The sequence below is a fragment of the Burkholderia sp. PvR073 genome, from assembly GCF_054055695.1.
The window spans coordinates 688,005-703,469 of the sequence record NZ_JBSRXO010000002.1 but is presented as its reverse complement, the minus strand read 5'-3'; the positions used below and the strand labels follow the sequence as shown (position 1 = coordinate 703,469).

Genomic DNA, 15,465 nt, shown 5'->3' with positions numbered 1-15,465 from the left:
CCGGGGCGATCGGCCGCCGGCCCGGTGTCGCGCGCTCAGAACTTGTGGCGAATCGCGGCGCGCACCGCGAACTGGTTCGACGACGACGACGGGCCGTCCGTCCCGACCACATAGCCGCCGTCGGCCGCGGTGCCCGTCTTGTCGCCGGCGACTTTCTGCCACGCGCCCTGCAGATAGACGTCGGTGCGCTTGGACAGGCTGTAGTCGGCCATCAGCCCGACGGTGTGGTATTTCGGCTTGAACGAACCGGCCGAGGCGTCGAACTTGCCGTCCGTGTACACGTACTGCGCGCCGAGATAGAAATCGGACGTGAGCTGGTACTTGCCGTTGATCTCGAAGTTCTGGAACTTGGTCGCGGTCAGCCCGAGGCCCGAGAACGTCGACGCCGGCAGGTAGACGGTCGACACCGGGTTCTTCACGTCGGTCTTCGTATAGACGAAGCCGACCGTCGCCGAGCCGAACGTATAGTTGATGCCGCCGCCGAAGATGCGCAGGCGGTCGGCGACGAAATTCGCGTCGTCGGCCGCGATCGCGCCCGCGTTGCCGACGCCCGGGCTGTTCGCCTGCAGGTACGCGGCCGCGACCTGCAATCCGGCGAGCGAATACTGCGCCCCGATGCTGTACTGGCGGTTGGTCGAGAAGCCCGTGCTGTTGCTGAAGCTGTAGGTGCCGCCGAACGACAGCCCGTTCCAGTCGGGGCTCGCGTACTTGACCGTGTTGTTGACACGGAACGAGTTGTCCGTGTTGTCGTTGTCGAACGGGTGCGAGAACAGCGTGCCGCCCCAGTTGCCGTTCGCGGTCAGCGGTGCGAGATAGTCGACGACGGAATCGTACTGGCGGCCGAAGGTCAGCGTGCCGAAACGCGACGCGCTCAGCCCGACGAACGCCTGGCGGCCAAACATCCGGCCGCCCTGGTTGAGCCGGCCGTTGTTCACGTCGAAGCCGTTTTCCAGCGTGAAGATCGCCTTCAGCCCGCCGCCCAGTTCCTCGCTGCCCTTCAGGCCCCAGCGGCTGCCCTGCGCATAGCCGCTCGCGAGCTGGTAATCCGCTTTTCCGACCCCATTCACGTTCACGTTGTTCGTGTAGTTGAAGCCTTCGTCGATCAGGCCGTACAGCGTCACGCTGTCCTGCGCGAAGGCCGGCGCGGCGAACGCTGCCAGCGCGGCGGCAAAAATGACGTGGTTCTTCATGACGGATTCTCCGGAGCCGTTGCCGGGCAGGCCTTGCGCCCGGCGCTTGTTTCGTCTGTTTTATATAGGTGGCCCGCAGGGCGGACTACGCGGTGTGCGGCCGCGAGGACAAAATGGTGTCACGTCGCAAACCACCCGTCCATCGGGGCGTGGGCGCGGCGCACAAAGCGTTGCGCTCGTCCAACTGCCCCGTTCCGCGGACTCCCTGATCAGGCTTGTCGGCAACGGCAGATCGGCCCGCCATCCGCGTAAACCCGGACGGCGTCGCATCGGTGGCACAATGCGCATCCATTCGTCATTTCTTCACGAAGTCATGCTTCACCCCGATTCATGCGCGGCGGGTGCCGGGCGCGCACGCGGCGCGCGCCGGCAGGCGGCCCGATGACCGCCGCCGCCCGGGCCGGCCGCTACGCCGAGCTCGATTTCTTCCGCGGCCTCGTGCTGCTCGTGATCGTCGTCGACCACATCGGCGGCAGCATCCTGTCGCGCGTGACGCTGCATGCGTACGCGCTGTGCGATGCAGCCGAGGTGTTCGTGTTCCTCGGCGGCTTCGCGACTGCCATCGCGTACAACTCGCTCGCCGAGCGGCACGACGAGGCCGCCGCGCGCCAGCGTTTCATCCGCCGTGCCTTCGAGATCTACCGTGCCTTCCTCGTGACGGCCGGCCTGATGCTGCTGATCACCGCCGTGCTCAACGCGTTCTCGATCGACGGTCCGAACATGCCGACCAACGATCTCGACGGTCTGCTCCACAAGCCGCTCGCCGCGCTGCGCGACATCCTGCTGTTCCGCCGCCAGCCGTATCTCGCGTCGGTGCTGCCGATGTATGCGTTCTTCGCGCTGCTCGTCCCGCTCGCACTGCCGCTCGCGCGCACGCAGCCGTGGCTGATGCTCGCGTTCAGCGGCTCGCTCTGGTACGCGGCGCCGCACGTCGCGCGTTTCCTGCCGACCGTCGAAGGCGCACCGTGGGACTTCAATCCGTTCGCCTGGCAGTTCCTGTTCGTGCTCGGCGTGATCGCGCGCTGCCAGCCCGTCTACCAGACGCTCGCGCCGAAGCCGCAGGGCTGGCTGCTGACGGCCGCGTCGCTCGCGATCGTCGCGGCCGGCGCGTACTACCGGCTGCGCATCGAGCCGTTCCCGACCGATCCGTCGATCAAGCAGAACCTCGGCGCGCTGCGGCTCGTGAATTTCCTCGCGATCGCGTGGCTCGCGGCCAAGCTCGTGCACCTCGGGTGGATGAAGAAGGTCGCGCATGCGATGCCGTGGATCGGCACGATCGGCCGCCAGGGGCTGCTGTGCTTCGTCGCCGGTACCTGCATCTCGCTCGCGGTCGACTCGCTGCTTTACCAGGCGACCGAAGGCTATCTGAACGTGCCGCTCGGCCTGGCCGCCGACGTCGTCGCGACGGGGCTGCTGTATCTCGTCGCAAAACTCTACGGGCCGCTGGTGTCGCGGCTGCCGTCCCCGTTCCGTTCGCGGCAATGACGCGCCCGGCCGTCATGCGCCGCTGCTACGATAGCGGGCGCCTTTCCTGAAACGTTTCGCCATGCGCCGACTCGCCCTTCCGTTCGCCGTCGCCCTGCTCGCCGGCTTCCTCGCCACCGCCCACGCCACGCCGGGCGGGCCCGCGGTTTCGCCGGCGTCGTCCGCGCCCGCGGCCGCGATCGTCTCGCCCGCAACTATCGCGCCGGCCGCCCAGGAGCCGCCGGTCAACCCCGGCAGCAGCGTCGTGCTGCGCGCGTTCCGCTCGGCGTCGCTCAAGCGGGACTGGTCGTACACGGTCTACCTGCCGCCCGGCTACAACCCGGAAGGTGCGCGCTATCCGGTGCTGTACCTGCTGCACGGCAATGCCGGCAACGCGAACGACTGGATCACGCAGGGCCGGCTGCAGGCCACGGCCGACACGCTGATCGAGCGTCACGAGATCCCGCCCGTCGTGATCGTGATGCCGCAAGGCGGCACCGACTGGTACGTCGACCGCAAGGAGAAGATGCAGAGCGCGTTCCTGAACGACCTGTTGCCGGAAGTCGAAGCGCACTTCGCGGTGTCGAACCAGCGCGCGGGCCGCGCGATCGGCGGCGTATCGATGGGCGGTTTCGGCGCGCTGCGTTTCTCGCTGCTCGAGCCCGGCCTGTTCTGCGGCGCGATGCTGCTGAGCCCCGCGATCTACGCGAACGAGCCGCCGCTCAATTCCGCCGCGCGCTATGTCGGTGTGTTCGGCGACCGGCAGTTCGATCCGCGCGTGTGGCACGAGTTCAACTACCCGGCGCTGATGCGCGGCTATTTCGCGCGCAACTGGCGCGTGCCGATGTTCATCGCGGTCGGCGACGACGACCTGACGATCCAGGCCGAGTCGAGCGTGCTGTACACGCACCTGCGCCGCGCGCAGAACCCGGCCGAGCTGCGCATCGTCGACGGCGGGCATACGTGGGAAGTGTGGCGCGGGCTGCTCGGGCAGGGGTTGAAGTATGCGCTGGAGTGCGTGAAGTAACGGAGCCGGATGCTTCCACCGCACCGGATCGTGCAGCGTATGCGTGCACGCATCCAGCCACGCGGTGTCGCGACATCGAACAGGTCAAGCGCGATGCCGAACGAATGGCCGACCACGCGCGAGCGCGATACGGGCTGGCCGGCCCGCACGGGAGGCCGGCATTCCCGACGAATGACCGCGCGACTGCCGCACCGGTCGGTCCCCCGACACGAGCGCTGATCGCACGGCGTCTTTCAGCTCAAAGCCACGTACCGCCCTGCCGCTCGTTCGGTTCATCGGCGAGCGCGTCGAAATCGTGAATCCAGTCCAGGTGATGCAGCACGCTGTCGCGCTCGCCGAGACGCGTATTGCGCGCCTGCGCGGCCGGCCCGTCGGGCAGATGCAGCACGTCGGCCGCGGAGATCGACGCGTATTGCACCTTGCGCGTGCGGCCGCGCCGCAGCCGCTCGTACGCTTCCTGCGCCTCGCGCCAGTTGCCGGGCCCGGCCTTCGCCAGTTGCGCGGCCAGCACCACCGCATCCTCGATCGACTGATTCGCACCCTGCCCGTGATGCGGCACCAGCGCATGCGCGGCATCACCGATCAGCGTCACGCGCCCGCGGCTCCAGCGGCCGAGCGGCGGCCGGTGGAACAGCCCCCAGCGCTGGCTGATCGGCACCGCCGTGATCATCTGCACCACCGCCGGATGCCAGTCCCTGAACAGGCGCAGTTGCTCGCCCTCTTGCGCCGGCATGACCCAGTCGCGTGACGGCCACGGCGACGGATGACGCTCGACCAGCAGGAAGTTCTGGTCGCCGTGCTCGCCGATCGGATAGTGCAGCAGATGCCCGTGCGGCCCGACCCAGAACTGAATGGTCTCGGGATCGGGCAGCAGGTCCATCCGCTCGGCCGGCACCACGCCGCGAAAACCCGAGCAACCCGAATACAGCACGTCGTCATAGCCGAGCATCCAGCGCCGCGTGAGCGAACGCGCGCCGTCCGCGCCGATCACGAGATCGGCGTCGACGCGCTCGCCGTTCTCGAAGGTCAGCGTGACGCGATCCGGATGCTGCGCGAGGTCGACCAACCGATGGCCGAGATGAATCTGCTCGACCCCGACCGCCTTCGACAGGATCGCCTGCAGGTCCGCGCGGTGCACGCCCCAGTACGAGCCGCCGAACTGCCGGCGATAGTCGGGCTCGCCGCGATGATGGCCGATCACCGCGCCGCTGCGCCCGTCGCGATAGACGAGACCCGGAATCTCCGCGCACACCGCATCGAAAGCCGGACGCAATCCCATCCGTTCGTAGAAGCGCGTCGCATTGGCCGACAGCGCGACGGCTGCCCCCACCTCGCGCAGCACGTCGGTCTGCTCGTACAGCTGCGCGTCGATGCCCTGCTCGCGCAACGCGAGCGCCAGTGTCAGGCCGCCGATGCCGGCACCGACGATCGCGATCCTCAGATTCGTCTGCATGATGAACGTGTCTCCGATATTCAGATGATGAGTGGTCGAGGCCGCGGCGCGCGTGACCTGCCCGGCGCGCCGGTCGAATGCAGGCGCCGTATCGGTATTGTCAGCAGCGCACCCTTATCCCACAATAAAATGCCGGGAATCTGCTTCATCACTGAACGCAATGATGGGAGCCAACGCCGAACCATGGAACTGAGCGAGATCGACCTCAACCTGCTGTTGCTGTTTCAGCGGTTGATTCAGGAGCGGCGTGTGTCGACCGTCGCCGAGCAGATGAACATGAGCCAGCCGGGCGTCAGCAACGCGCTCGCGAAGCTGCGCCGCCGGCTCGGCGATCCGCTGTTCGTACGCGGGCCAGGCGGCGTGGTCCCGACACCCTTCGCGTTGCGCCTGGCCGAACCGGTTGCGCAGGCGCTGTCGACGCTGCATGCCGCGCTCAATCCGGAGACCGGTTTCGATCCGCTGCGCGCGTCGCGCACGATGACGATCGGAATGACCGATATCGGCGAAGTCGTGTTCCTGCCCGCGTTGCTCGAACATCTGGCGCGCACGGCGCCGGGCATCGCGCTCAACACGGTGCGCAACACGAGCGTCAACCTCAGCGACGAGATGGCCGACGGCCGCGTCGACCTCGCGATCGGGCTGCTGCCGCAACTGCAGGGCGGGTTCTATCAGCGCCGGCTGTTCGATCAGCGGTACGTGTGCCTGCTCCGGCGCGGGCATCCGCTCGAAGACGCGCCGCTGACGGTCGACGCGTGGCGGGATGCCGAGCATCTGGTCGTGGTGTCGGCCGGCACCGGTCACGGCCAGGTGGACGACTGGCTGAAGCGGCGCCGCGTGAAGCGCCGCGTGCGGCTGACGGTGCCGCATTTCATGAGCGTCGGCTATATCCTGCAGCGCACCGACCTGATCGCGACCGTGCCGGAACATCTTGCGCTGCAGCTGGCCGCACCGTTTTCGCTCGGCTGGCGGGCGTTGCCGGTCACGTTGCCGGGCGCGCCGATTCACATGCTGTGGCATGCGCGCGTGAATCAGGACGAAGGCAACCGGTGGCTACGGGAGGTCGTGGTCAGCCTGTTCGCCGAAACCGGGACACGCGCGCGAAAGGCCGCGCCGGCCCGCAGAAAATAGCGGCGCGAGCGGCGAAACCCGCGGTGCGCGGTAGGATGGCGCTTCACCCGGCGCACGACGTGTACACCGCGGACCTGCCGCCACTTTCCTCACCCCAACCCGCAGGGAATCAAGCCATGTCTGCCTCGAAGAAGTTCGCCGCCGTCACGGGCGCGGGATCCGGCATCGGTCGTGCCGCGGCCATCGCACTCGCGAACGCCGGATTTACCGTCGCGCTGATCGGACGCAAGGAAGCGTCGTTGCGCGAAACGAAAGAGGCGATCGCCGCCAGCCATGGCGACGCCCATGCGTTTCCGGCCGACGTCACCGACGAAGCGTCGGTCGAACATGCGTTCTCGCGTATCGCGCGCGAGTTCGGCCGGCTGGATGTCCTCTTCAACAACGCCGGCCGCAACGCGCCGGCCGTTCCGCTCGACGAGTACGAATTCGGCGTGTGGAACGACGTCGTCGCGACGAACCTGACGGGCGTCTTCCTGTGCGCACGGGCAGCGTGGCGCCTGATGAAGGCGCAAACGCCGCAGGGTGGCCGGATCATCAACAACGGCTCGATCTCCGCCTATACGCCGCGCCCGAACACGATTGCGTACACGGCCACCAAACATGCGGTGGCCGGCATCACCAAGTCACTCGCGCTCGACGGCCGTGCGTACAACATCGCGTGCAGTCAGATCGACATCGGCAACGCGGCAACGTCGCTCACCGACCGGATGACGGACGGCGTGCTGCAGGCCGACGGACGCATGGCGTCCGAGGCGCGCATGGACGTCACGCATGTCGCGAACGCGGTCGTTCAGATGGCAAGCCTTCCGCTGGATACGAACATCCTGAACATGACGATCATGGCGACCACGATGCCGTTCGTGGGGCGCGGATAAGGCGGGTCGCCGCGCCTGTTGCGGCACGCCGACCCGCGCTGCCGGTCACGCTGACCGGCGCGCCGGCGAAATCGTCCTTGACAAGTTGCGAGGCGCAACTAATATTGCTTGCGACTCGCAACTTTTTTGCGGACTGATCATGGACCTCATCGATATTCCGGCGAAGCCTCGCGACGCGACGATCCTCGAACTGCGTGATTTTTCCCGCAAGCTGGTTCGCGAACTGGGTTTCATGCGCGCGACATTGGCCGATAGCGATCTGGCGCCATCCGCGGTTCACGCCGTTCTCGAAATAGGAATGGCGCCCGGCATCAGCGCGAAGGATCTGGGCAGCATTCTGCGTCTGGACAAATCGAATACGAGCAGGCAGCTCTCCCGGCTCGAAACGGCCGGCTTCGTGACGCGCCGCATCTCACCCGACGATGCGCGCGCGACCGAGTTGTACCTGACTGCCGACGGGCAAAAACTGCGCAAGAAGATCGACCAGTTTGCGACCCGTCAGGTGTCGAATGCGTTACGCCGGATGGTACCGGCCGACCAGCAAACCCTCGTCCGCGCCCTCGCGCTGTATAGCGATGCGCTCGCGCAAGACAACAGCGCCGAGGCACCACCCGCACCGAATCCGGACGCCGGGCAAATTGTCGACGGCTACCAACCCGGCTGTATCGGCGACATAGCAAGCCTTCACGCGCGGTTTTATTCGGAACACTGGGGATTTGGCGCTTTCTTCGAGAAAAAAGTGGCAACCGAACTCGCGGAATTTGCCGGCACGCTGCCAGCCGAAGGCAAGGCTCTGTGGCTCCATGCCGAAAACGGCCGCGCGCTCGCCTCTGTCGCAATCGACGGGAACAAGGCCACGGGAATCGCACACTTGCGCTGGTTCATCGTCGACGACGCCTTGCGCGGCGCCGGTATCGGGCGGCAACTGATGACGCGCGCCATGCATTTCGTCGACGAGCAGCAGTTCGACGAGACCTATCTGTGGACGTTCAAGGGCCTGGATTCGGCACGTCACTTATACGAATCGTTCGGCTTTACGCTGACCAGCGAATCGGAGGGTGCGCAATGGGGAACCCACGTCATCGAGCAGCGCTTCAGCCGGTGCCGGCCAAGTCGCTAAGTCGATAAGTCGCCGCACGATTCATCGATCGTGATAGATCGCGAGCCACACCGACGGTTCTTCCGGATGCGTCCACGCGACGCGATGCCGGCAATGCGGTTCGATCAGCACATGGTCGCCGGGGCGCATGTCGTGCAGCGTCGCGTCCGCTTCGAATTCGAGCACGGCCGCGCCTGACAGCAGCACGACCCATTCGGCACGCGGATCGTCATACCAGAACCCGTCGGGACTCGCGTGCCCCATCGACACGATGCGCGCGACGTTCAGGCGCGGCCCCGCGACGAGTATGTCGATTCGTTCGTCGTCGCCGCGCGCCGCTTCGGTGCTGAACAGGTTGCCGGTTTGAAGTTGCATGGTTGGACCCTCGCGTCGCGCGTCGTTCGACGGCGGTTGACGTCCACTGTAGCGCGGCGGCCGTCGTTGCGGCGAACTCGTTTGCGGGCCGCGGCAAGACCGACACTCAGGCGGCCGCCTCGTCATCGATATCGCGCGCCGCCGGTTCATCACGCACCATCGGATGATGGGTGCGCGCCAGCTGCAGCAACGCTGCAATGCTGCGACGCGTCACGCCGGCGGCTGAAACGCGGCGACCTTGTTGCGGCCCGTCGCCTTCGCGTAGTACAGCGCTTCGTCGGCAGCCTTGATCACGCTGCCGGCCTCCTCGTCCTCCTCAGGCGTCCAGCTCGCGAGGCCGATACTGGCGGTGACGTGCCCGTGTTCGCTGCCGGCGTGCTCGAGCGCCAGTTCGTCGATCGCCGCGCGAATTCGCTCGGCGATCTGGGCGGCGCCCGTCTCGGGCGTATCGGGGAGCAGCACGACGAATTCCTCTCCGCCGTAGCGGGCCGCGGTATCGGCGGGCCGGCGGATGTTCTCGCCGATGCAGCGCGCAACCGCGGCCAGTGCGTCGTCTCCCGCCTGGTGGCCGTAGGTGTCGTTATAGGCCTTGAAGCGGTCGACATCGACGAACAACAACGAGAAAACCGATCGCGCCCGCCGTGCGCGACGCCATTCGCGATCCAGCACTTCCCCGAAGCTGCGGCGATTGTTCAGCCCGGTGAGACCGTCGGTGCGGGCGAGCAACACGAGTTCCGACTCGGCGCGCATCCGCCGCCGGAGTTGCGTGCCGAGCATGATGGACACCGCGATGAAGGCGGCGCCGAACGTCCCCACCAACCCACCGATCGTCGCGGCCCGGTGCCGCCACGCCGCATAAATATCCTGTTCCGCTTCGGCGACCATGATGACCAGCGGCAGCTTCGGCAGGTGCCTGAAGTAGTAGAGACGGCGCACCCCATCGAGCGACGAGGTTTCCGAGAACACGCCTTCCGGCGCGGTCTGAAACTGCTTGAAGGTCGCGGCCTGGCTGATGTCGCGGCCGATCGTGCGGGCGTCGTACGGCTGACGCATCACCATGACGCCGTCGCTGCCGATCAGCGAGATCGAACCGTGCTGCCCCAGTGACAGGCCGGCAAACAGATTGTGGAAATACTCGAGGTTGACCGCAATGAGCACGACGCCGGCAAACGAGCCGTCCGGGTTCGAGAGTCGCCGCGTGAGCCCGATGCTGGGCGACCCGCCACGCAGGCGCGACGTGAACGGGTCGCTGACAAAGAGTCCGGCATCCGGATTGTCACGATGGACGGTGAAGTATTTGCGGTCGGCGAAATTGCCGCGGCGCGGCACGTCGTTGGCCGAATCCAGGACGATGTTGCCGCCGGCATCGAGTATCAGCATCGAGCCGAGAAATTCCGCCGTCATCGCATTGTCGAACAGCACGGCGCGCCGCAGGCTCGCGGGCGCGTTCATCACGTCGGGACGTTTGAGGCCTTCGATGACCGCCTGCAGCGAAAGGTCGTAGAGTTCGAAGTTGCGTTCGATGTCGCGCTCGGCGATGAGGCCGAGATTGCGGGAAGTTTCGCTCGCCCGCTCGCGCGCGTCGTTGCGGCTCTGGAACAGCTGCAGCACGCACAGACCCATTAGCGCGCAGGCGATCACGATACCGACCACGACGATGGTATAGGGAGCCGCCGACCTGGATTGCATGTGTCTCCTCGATGATCAAGCGTGTGCGCGGGGCGCACCACATGATTACTTCATACTAAAAAAGGCGCAGCGGCATAGCAAGCGGGGGAACCCGACCCTCACGCATCCGGATCCGGAATCCGGGCCGACTGAATCACGACCAGCGTATCGCCCGTCTCGATCCGGCACGGCGGATCCTCGTAGAACGACTGAATCTTCCCGCAGCGATCGAGCCCGACGACGATCGCGCCCGGCACGACGTTCGTCATGCAGCCGATCTCGTGCGGCAACGCCTCGCGCTCCACCAGCGTCGCCCGCCCGCGCGTCGACAGCATGTCGTTCACGAACGGCACGATGTAACGGCTATGCACCGCATCCGCGAGCAGCAGCGCGCCGATCTTCGTCGACGACACGATCACGTCCGCGCCCGCCTGCCGCAACTGCCGCTGATACAGGTTCTCCTGGATCCGCACGACGATCTTCGTCTCGGGCGCGATGCTGCGCACCGACAGCGTCAGCAGGATCGCGGTCGGATCGTCGGTCACCGAGATGATCACGGCCTTCGCCGCCCGCACCTGCGCCTGCTGGAGCAGGTCTTCATGCGCGGGATCGCCGAGCAGCCCCGTCACGCCGAGCGCCGTCGCGGCCTCGAGCGCCTGCTGCTGGGCATCGATCACGATGATCGTCGACGGGTCGACGCCGCTTTCGAGCAGCTCGCGCACGGCGATCGACCCCGACAGGCCGTAGCCGCATACGACGATGTGATCGGACAGCTGCTTCTGCAGGCGTTTCATGCGGAATTCCTCGATGACGCGCTGGATCACGAACTGATACGCCGTGCCCAGGAAGATGAACCAGATGCCGATGCGGATCGGCACGATGAAGAACGCATCGATCAGACGCGCGCGCGCCGTGACCGGCACGATGTCGCCATAGCCGACCGTCGCGACCGTGACCATCGTGAAGTACACGAGATCGGCGACGTTCATCGGCGTGCTCTTGGTCGAATCGCGCAGGCCGTCGCGATCGAGATACAGCACGAGAAACGCGAGCATGCACAGCGCCACGACCGCGCCGAGACGGAACAGCAGCGTGTGGTGCGGTGACGTCGCGGGGCGCGTGAACAGCGTGCGTGCACGCGGCGCCCGCCACGGATCACGGGTACGACGCAGGCGTGAGCGCAACGAGCGACGTTTGGCGGAAGGCGTTGCCAACGGGGTATTCTCCTGAAGGATGCGGGCTCGATTCTACGACGGGAACACTCAGGCGCGTCCGCAACCTGCCCTCCGCAACCGGCCCTCCGCTCCCGGCCGGCCCTCCGCTACAGCATGCTGCGCGGCCGGACCATCGTTCCGTCGACGAAACGCCGGGCACGGAACGCCGACAGATCGAGCGACGGCTCACCCGTATCGACCCATTCGGCCAGCAGCCGCCCGACGATCGGCCCCATCGCGAAGCCGTGCCCGCAGAACCCGGTGGCGATCGCGAGCCCGGACGGCGTGCCGGGCGCGTCGATCACCGGAATCCCATCGGGCAGCACGTCGATCAGGCCACCCCATGCCTCGACGATCTGCGCGTCCTTCAGCGCGGGAAAGATCGCCTTGAGCTTCGCAAGCGCGCGCGGCGCATGCGCGCGATTCGGCTGCGGCTGCGGATCGCGCGGCTCGATCGGCCCGGCCGCGCCGCCGATGCGCGCGCAGACATCGCGCAACGCCGCCGCATTCAGACGCAGCCGGAATTTCTCGCGCTGCGACCAGAACTGCGGCCAGAACAGACTCAAGCCGCGCAGATGGCCGAGCGTCAGGTCGACGTCGACCTGCATGTCGTCGGCGAGATTGATCGTGCCGTTCCTGCGTTGCCGAATGCCGAGGCCGTGCCCCCAGATCGTCGACGCGGACACGTCGGGCAACACGTTGGTACGCATGCAGGTGCCGCGCACGGCCTGCTGCGGCAGCCGGATGCCGACGCCGTCGAGCAGCCGGAAGCTGGTCGCACCGGCCGCGCAGATCACGCGCCGGGTGCGGATCGTGCCGCGCTCGGTCACGACGCCGACGACCGCGCCGCCGGCCGTCTCGATCGCCGTCACGCCGCAGCCTTCGAAGAAGCGCGCGCCGGCTTCGGTTGCGCGCGCCGCGAACGCGGCGGCCACGCGGCGCGGCTCGGCCTGCCCGTCGGTCGCGGTATACAGCCCGCCGAGCGTGCGCGCTTGCGTCGACAGGCCGCGCACGCGCTCGTCGATTTCCGCGCGCGTGAGCGTGCGCGTGTCGAGCCCGTGTTCGCGCGCGACGGCGAGCCATGCCTGGAACGACGCCCAGTCGTCGTCGTTGTCCGCCATATAGAGGCAACCGCCCTGCCGCCACTCGAGGTCGAAGCCGAGCGCCTGCTCGAGCCCTTCCCAGATCCGCATGCCGGCCATCATCAGCGGCACTTCGGCCGATTCGCGGCCCTGCTGCCGCACGAAGCCCCACGCGCGAGTCGATTGCTGGCCGGCGATGCGCGACTTGTCGAGCACCACGGCCTTCAGGCCGCGCAGGCCGAGGTAGTACGCGGCCGCGCAGCCCATGATGCCGGCGCCGGCGATCACGATGTCGGCTTCGGCCGGAAACGCCGTGTCGGCGTGCGTCAATGCATCGTGCAGCGGATAAGTTGTCGTCATTGTTCTCTGTTGGCGTCGATCCATCCGGCGCATCCATCGACGTTCGCGATGGCGGGCACCGGATCAGGCTGTCGGGTTCCGGATATGGCCGGCGAATGCGCGGGAAGGCCGATGAGCGGTTCGGGCCGCCGGCCGCGGCCCGGCCGCCGGTCATGGTCGCCCATCGGCCGTCCCCATTTTTTCGCCTTGACGGCGCTATGTTACCGCGCGATAAACTGTATATCCATACAGTGTCGCTGCAGCAGCAATGATCCTCCCCCCATTCGATCCCCCGAAGCTGAACGATCTCACCGGATGGTGGACGAAGTGCACCTATGCAGACGTACAGCGCCTGATACTCGAAGTGCAGCACCTCCGCCTGACGCTGTGGGAACTGAAGGCTCACGTCGCGGACGCATCGCGCCGGATCCGCGTGCTCGATCCGGGCATGCTCGCGCATGGCTCCGCGCTGCGGCGACTGACTTACCTGCTCGAAAAGGAAATCGCGCGCGCGAATCCGATCGGTCGCTCGCGTGACATGTATGCGCCGTTTTCAGACGAGTGGCGCGCCCGCGAAGCACTGCGCTGTGCATTGCGCGCCCAGCCCGAGCCCGCGGAAGCGGGCACGCTCCCGCGCACGATTCCGGAATTTCAGCGCATTACCTGGGCCGAGCTTCGCGATCGCTGGCGTCACCTGAGCGACAAGCAATCGAGCCGTCAGAACATCGAGCAACGCATGGTGCTCGAGATCGCACGTCAGCGATCCGTGATTCTCGCGCGGGCGAGGAAACTGGTCGATGCCGCGATCGCCGAAGCGGCGGGGGAAGGAAAGCAGTTGTTCGCGCTCGATCAACTCCAGCGGCTGCTTTCCGTGGAGCGGGAGGACGGCGAGCCCTTCATGTATATGCCGGCATGAGTCGATCGCATTCGGCCGCAATGGATCGATGGTCACGATGGAGCGCAACGCGCATCTCATTAGTACTTCACAACATAAAAGATCTCCTGCTCGCCATGTGATCGAGGACCTTACGTCATTGCTGTCACGAGACGCCGGCCGCAGCGTGTCGACGATCGCCGACTACGAATCCAGGCGTGCGGTCACCGCCTATCGGCTCGCGGACGGAATACCGAAGGCGCGCTAAGCGCGAGGCCAGGTCGGCACGATCGCGCTCGCGCGCAGCCCGTTGCGAATCGCAACCCGAGATCGATACGAAAGGTCGGAATGCGCGGCTCGCGTCGGGGTGGCCCCGGCACCAGCGGCATCGGTGTGATCAGTGTGAATAGCGCATTCGTGCGCGTGTCGCGCGGTCGAACGGCTGCAGCCGAGCAAGCTGCTCGAGCGACATCGCCACGACTTCCAGCACATGCCGGGCGATTTCGTCGTCCGCCATACCGGCTTTGACGTACTGTTCGATGCTCATCGTGCGAGGCGGATGGCTGCCCGCTTCGCCGTCGACGATGTCGATCCTGGCGGTACGACGCTCCAGCGACAACATGACCCGCACAGTTTTACCGTGAACGACGGTCTGCATGCACAAGGTGCTCATTCGCAGTCTCCCATTGCGTTGCCGTCAATCGATCGTCAAACGATACCTCACAGTGTGGGGAATGAATCTCCAAACTTCCCCGAATATTGACAACCATCAGAGATGAATTAAAGCCGGTCACGCGCCGCCATCCGCGAATGGCGCGCGCCATCCACGCCGCGCATTCGGGGGCGTCCGTCGTGTTTTCGCTGTGGATGGGGCCGCCCGTCTCGGAGCCCTTGGACTCGAGGTGCGGGCACGCGCCGCTCAGGCCGGCGCCCGTCTTGCACGGGCGAACGTCGCGCTACGCGTAGCGGGTCAGCCACTCTTCGGAGAACTTTTTCGCATAGGCGACGGCTTCGGCTTCGGTATCGAATTCGCCCAGCTTGCGGAATGCCGCCTCGCGGCTGAAACCCAGCTTCGTGACCTCGACCTGGGCGGCGTACTTGCCGTCCTCCGTCACGCGCGGTTCGCAGTTCATCTCGTACCCGCGCATCACAAATTTCTTCTGCATCGCATCAACGCTTTTTTGAGACGGCGGAATCGTAGCATGGCGCCCCGCCGCGTTCATGCCCGCTCGCGAAGGTAGCCGCAGTGGGTTCATTAGACTAAACCATCAAACGATCCGCGTATAAGATGCGGTTCCGCCCGACCGGGACGCACGAAGTGATGTAAATATTTGTCGCCGGAAAACGGCACGATGCCGCGCTCCGGACCGCGAATGCGCCCTGCCCTGGTGCATCCCGTCGGCCAAGCGGTGCAATTAGGTGCCGCCTTGCGAGGAATCGTGTCCCGGTACCGCGCGATCCGCGCCCGAGGGTTGCGAACGGGCCAGTGGCGCGCGATGCACGCCGCCGGGCCGCCGTAACGTCGTGACACACCTTTCACAGAAACGCACCTTTCGCGACATGGAATGGCCGGCGTTTTGCGGTAAAGTTATCTTTTCCGCGCGTGGCCGGTCGGCTCGCCACTGGTCGTCGTCAAGACTGTCCGCCGAGACTGCCGCAAGGCGTCGTTCTGAACGT

Annotated in this window: 14 protein-coding genes; 6 read left to right on the top strand and 8 right to left on the bottom strand. The window is 66.3% G+C overall.

From position 1 onward, the window contains the following. Positions 1-35: 35 nt before the first annotated feature. Complete coding sequence (locus tag ACVK00_RS10345; RefSeq protein ID WP_228907929.1) at positions 36-1,190, bottom strand: porin; 1,155 nt, start codon at positions 1,188-1,190, stop codon at positions 36-38. Between the two features lie 381 nt (positions 1,191-1,571). On the opposite strand from ACVK00_RS10345, the gene ACVK00_RS10340 reads away from it, so the two are divergent. Further along, positions 1,572-2,675, top strand: a complete 1,104-nt coding sequence (locus ACVK00_RS10340; RefSeq protein WP_228907930.1) for an OpgC domain-containing protein — start codon at positions 1,572-1,574, stop codon at positions 2,673-2,675. Between the two features lie 61 nt (positions 2,676-2,736). Further along, positions 2,737-3,681, top strand: a complete 945-nt coding sequence (locus ACVK00_RS10335; RefSeq protein ID WP_284891291.1) for an alpha/beta hydrolase — start codon at positions 2,737-2,739, stop codon at positions 3,679-3,681. Positions 3,682-3,919: 238 nt separating this feature from the next. Here the strand turns inward: ACVK00_RS10335 and ACVK00_RS10330 are convergent, their stop codons facing one another. Next, entirely contained in the window at positions 3,920-5,134 is a 1,215-nt protein-coding gene (locus ACVK00_RS10330; RefSeq protein WP_284891292.1) for an FAD-dependent monooxygenase, read from the bottom strand. A 183-nt stretch (positions 5,135-5,317) separates the two neighbouring features. On the opposite strand from ACVK00_RS10330, the gene ACVK00_RS10325 reads away from it, so the two are divergent. The 3 genes from ACVK00_RS10325 (at position 5,318) to ACVK00_RS10315 (ending at position 8,257) form a co-directional block, all read left to right on the top strand. Further along, positions 5,318-6,262, top strand: a complete 945-nt coding sequence (locus ACVK00_RS10325; protein WP_284891293.1) for a LysR family transcriptional regulator — start codon at positions 5,318-5,320, stop codon at positions 6,260-6,262. Positions 6,263-6,378: 116 nt separating this feature from the next. Beyond that, positions 6,379-7,137 (top strand): SDR family oxidoreductase, encoded by a 759-nt coding sequence (locus tag ACVK00_RS10320; protein ID WP_284891294.1) that lies wholly within the window; start codon positions 6,379-6,381, stop codon positions 7,135-7,137. Positions 7,138-7,276: 139 nt separating this feature from the next. Next, positions 7,277-8,257, top strand: coding sequence for a bifunctional helix-turn-helix transcriptional regulator/GNAT family N-acetyltransferase (locus ACVK00_RS10315; protein WP_228907935.1), 981 nt, complete (start codon positions 7,277-7,279; stop codon positions 8,255-8,257). Between the two features lie 21 nt (positions 8,258-8,278). On the opposite strand, the gene ACVK00_RS10310 is transcribed toward ACVK00_RS10315, so the two are convergent. From ACVK00_RS10310 to ACVK00_RS10295, 4 genes are all read right to left on the bottom strand, one after another. After that, complete coding sequence (locus tag ACVK00_RS10310; RefSeq protein WP_284891296.1) at positions 8,279-8,611, bottom strand: cupin domain-containing protein; 333 nt, start codon at positions 8,609-8,611, stop codon at positions 8,279-8,281. A gap of 210 nt (positions 8,612-8,821) precedes the next feature. Continuing rightward, positions 8,822-10,300: a sensor domain-containing diguanylate cyclase gene (locus ACVK00_RS10305; RefSeq protein WP_284891297.1), complete on the bottom strand. Its 1,479-nt coding sequence runs from the start codon at positions 10,298-10,300 to the stop codon at positions 8,822-8,824. A gap of 98 nt (positions 10,301-10,398) precedes the next feature. Next, positions 10,399-11,493: a potassium channel family protein gene (locus tag ACVK00_RS10300; RefSeq protein WP_166724219.1), complete on the bottom strand. Its 1,095-nt coding sequence runs from the start codon at positions 11,491-11,493 to the stop codon at positions 10,399-10,401. Positions 11,494-11,600: 107 nt separating this feature from the next. After that, positions 11,601-12,935 (bottom strand): NAD(P)/FAD-dependent oxidoreductase, encoded by a 1,335-nt coding sequence (locus ACVK00_RS10295; RefSeq protein WP_228907937.1) that lies wholly within the window; start codon positions 12,933-12,935, stop codon positions 11,601-11,603. A 247-nt stretch (positions 12,936-13,182) separates the two neighbouring features. Between ACVK00_RS10295 and ACVK00_RS10290 the strand changes: the two genes are divergently transcribed. Then, complete coding sequence (locus tag ACVK00_RS10290) at positions 13,183-13,830, top strand: hypothetical protein (RefSeq protein WP_324251300.1); 648 nt, start codon at positions 13,183-13,185, stop codon at positions 13,828-13,830. 355 nt (positions 13,831-14,185) lie between these two features. Here the strand turns inward: ACVK00_RS10290 and ACVK00_RS10285 are convergent, their stop codons facing one another. Then, complete coding sequence (locus ACVK00_RS10285) at positions 14,186-14,461, bottom strand: hypothetical protein (protein WP_228907939.1); 276 nt, start codon at positions 14,459-14,461, stop codon at positions 14,186-14,188. Positions 14,462-14,744: 283 nt separating this feature from the next. Next, positions 14,745-14,954, bottom strand: coding sequence for a hypothetical protein (locus tag ACVK00_RS10280; RefSeq protein WP_166726218.1), 210 nt, complete (start codon positions 14,952-14,954; stop codon positions 14,745-14,747). Between the last annotated feature and the right edge of the window lie 511 nt (positions 14,955-15,465).

What these genes read in the sequence shown, in the direction of transcription:
- ACVK00_RS10280 (WP_166726218.1), bottom strand. Translation starts at nt 14,954, where the DNA reads ATGCAGAAGAAATTTGTGATGCGCGGGTACGAGATGAACTGCGAACCG.
- ACVK00_RS10320 (WP_284891294.1), top strand. Translation starts at nt 6,379, where the DNA reads ATGTCTGCCTCGAAGAAGTTCGCCGCCGTCACGGGCGCGGGATCCGGC.
- ACVK00_RS10330 (WP_284891292.1), bottom strand. Translation starts at nt 5,134, where the DNA reads ATGCAGACGAATCTGAGGATCGCGATCGTCGGTGCCGGCATCGGCGGC.
- ACVK00_RS10285 (WP_228907939.1), bottom strand. Translation starts at nt 14,461, where the DNA reads ATGAGCACCTTGTGCATGCAGACCGTCGTTCACGGTAAAACTGTGCGG.
- ACVK00_RS10325 (WP_284891293.1), top strand. Translation starts at nt 5,318, where the DNA reads ATGGAACTGAGCGAGATCGACCTCAACCTGCTGTTGCTGTTTCAGCGG.
- ACVK00_RS10290 (WP_324251300.1), top strand. Translation starts at nt 13,183, where the DNA reads ATGATCCTCCCCCCATTCGATCCCCCGAAGCTGAACGATCTCACCGGA.
- ACVK00_RS10310 (WP_284891296.1), bottom strand. Translation starts at nt 8,611, where the DNA reads ATGCAACTTCAAACCGGCAACCTGTTCAGCACCGAAGCGGCGCGCGGC.
- ACVK00_RS10340 (WP_228907930.1), top strand. Translation starts at nt 1,572, where the DNA reads ATGACCGCCGCCGCCCGGGCCGGCCGCTACGCCGAGCTCGATTTCTTC.
- ACVK00_RS10335 (WP_284891291.1), top strand. Translation starts at nt 2,737, where the DNA reads ATGCGCCGACTCGCCCTTCCGTTCGCCGTCGCCCTGCTCGCCGGCTTC.
- ACVK00_RS10305 (WP_284891297.1), bottom strand. Translation starts at nt 10,300, where the DNA reads ATGCAATCCAGGTCGGCGGCTCCCTATACCATCGTCGTGGTCGGTATC.
- ACVK00_RS10295 (WP_228907937.1), bottom strand. Translation starts at nt 12,935, where the DNA reads ATGACGACAACTTATCCGCTGCACGATGCATTGACGCACGCCGACACG.
- ACVK00_RS10315 (WP_228907935.1), top strand. Translation starts at nt 7,277, where the DNA reads ATGGACCTCATCGATATTCCGGCGAAGCCTCGCGACGCGACGATCCTC.
- ACVK00_RS10345 (WP_228907929.1), bottom strand. Translation starts at nt 1,190, where the DNA reads ATGAAGAACCACGTCATTTTTGCCGCCGCGCTGGCAGCGTTCGCCGCG.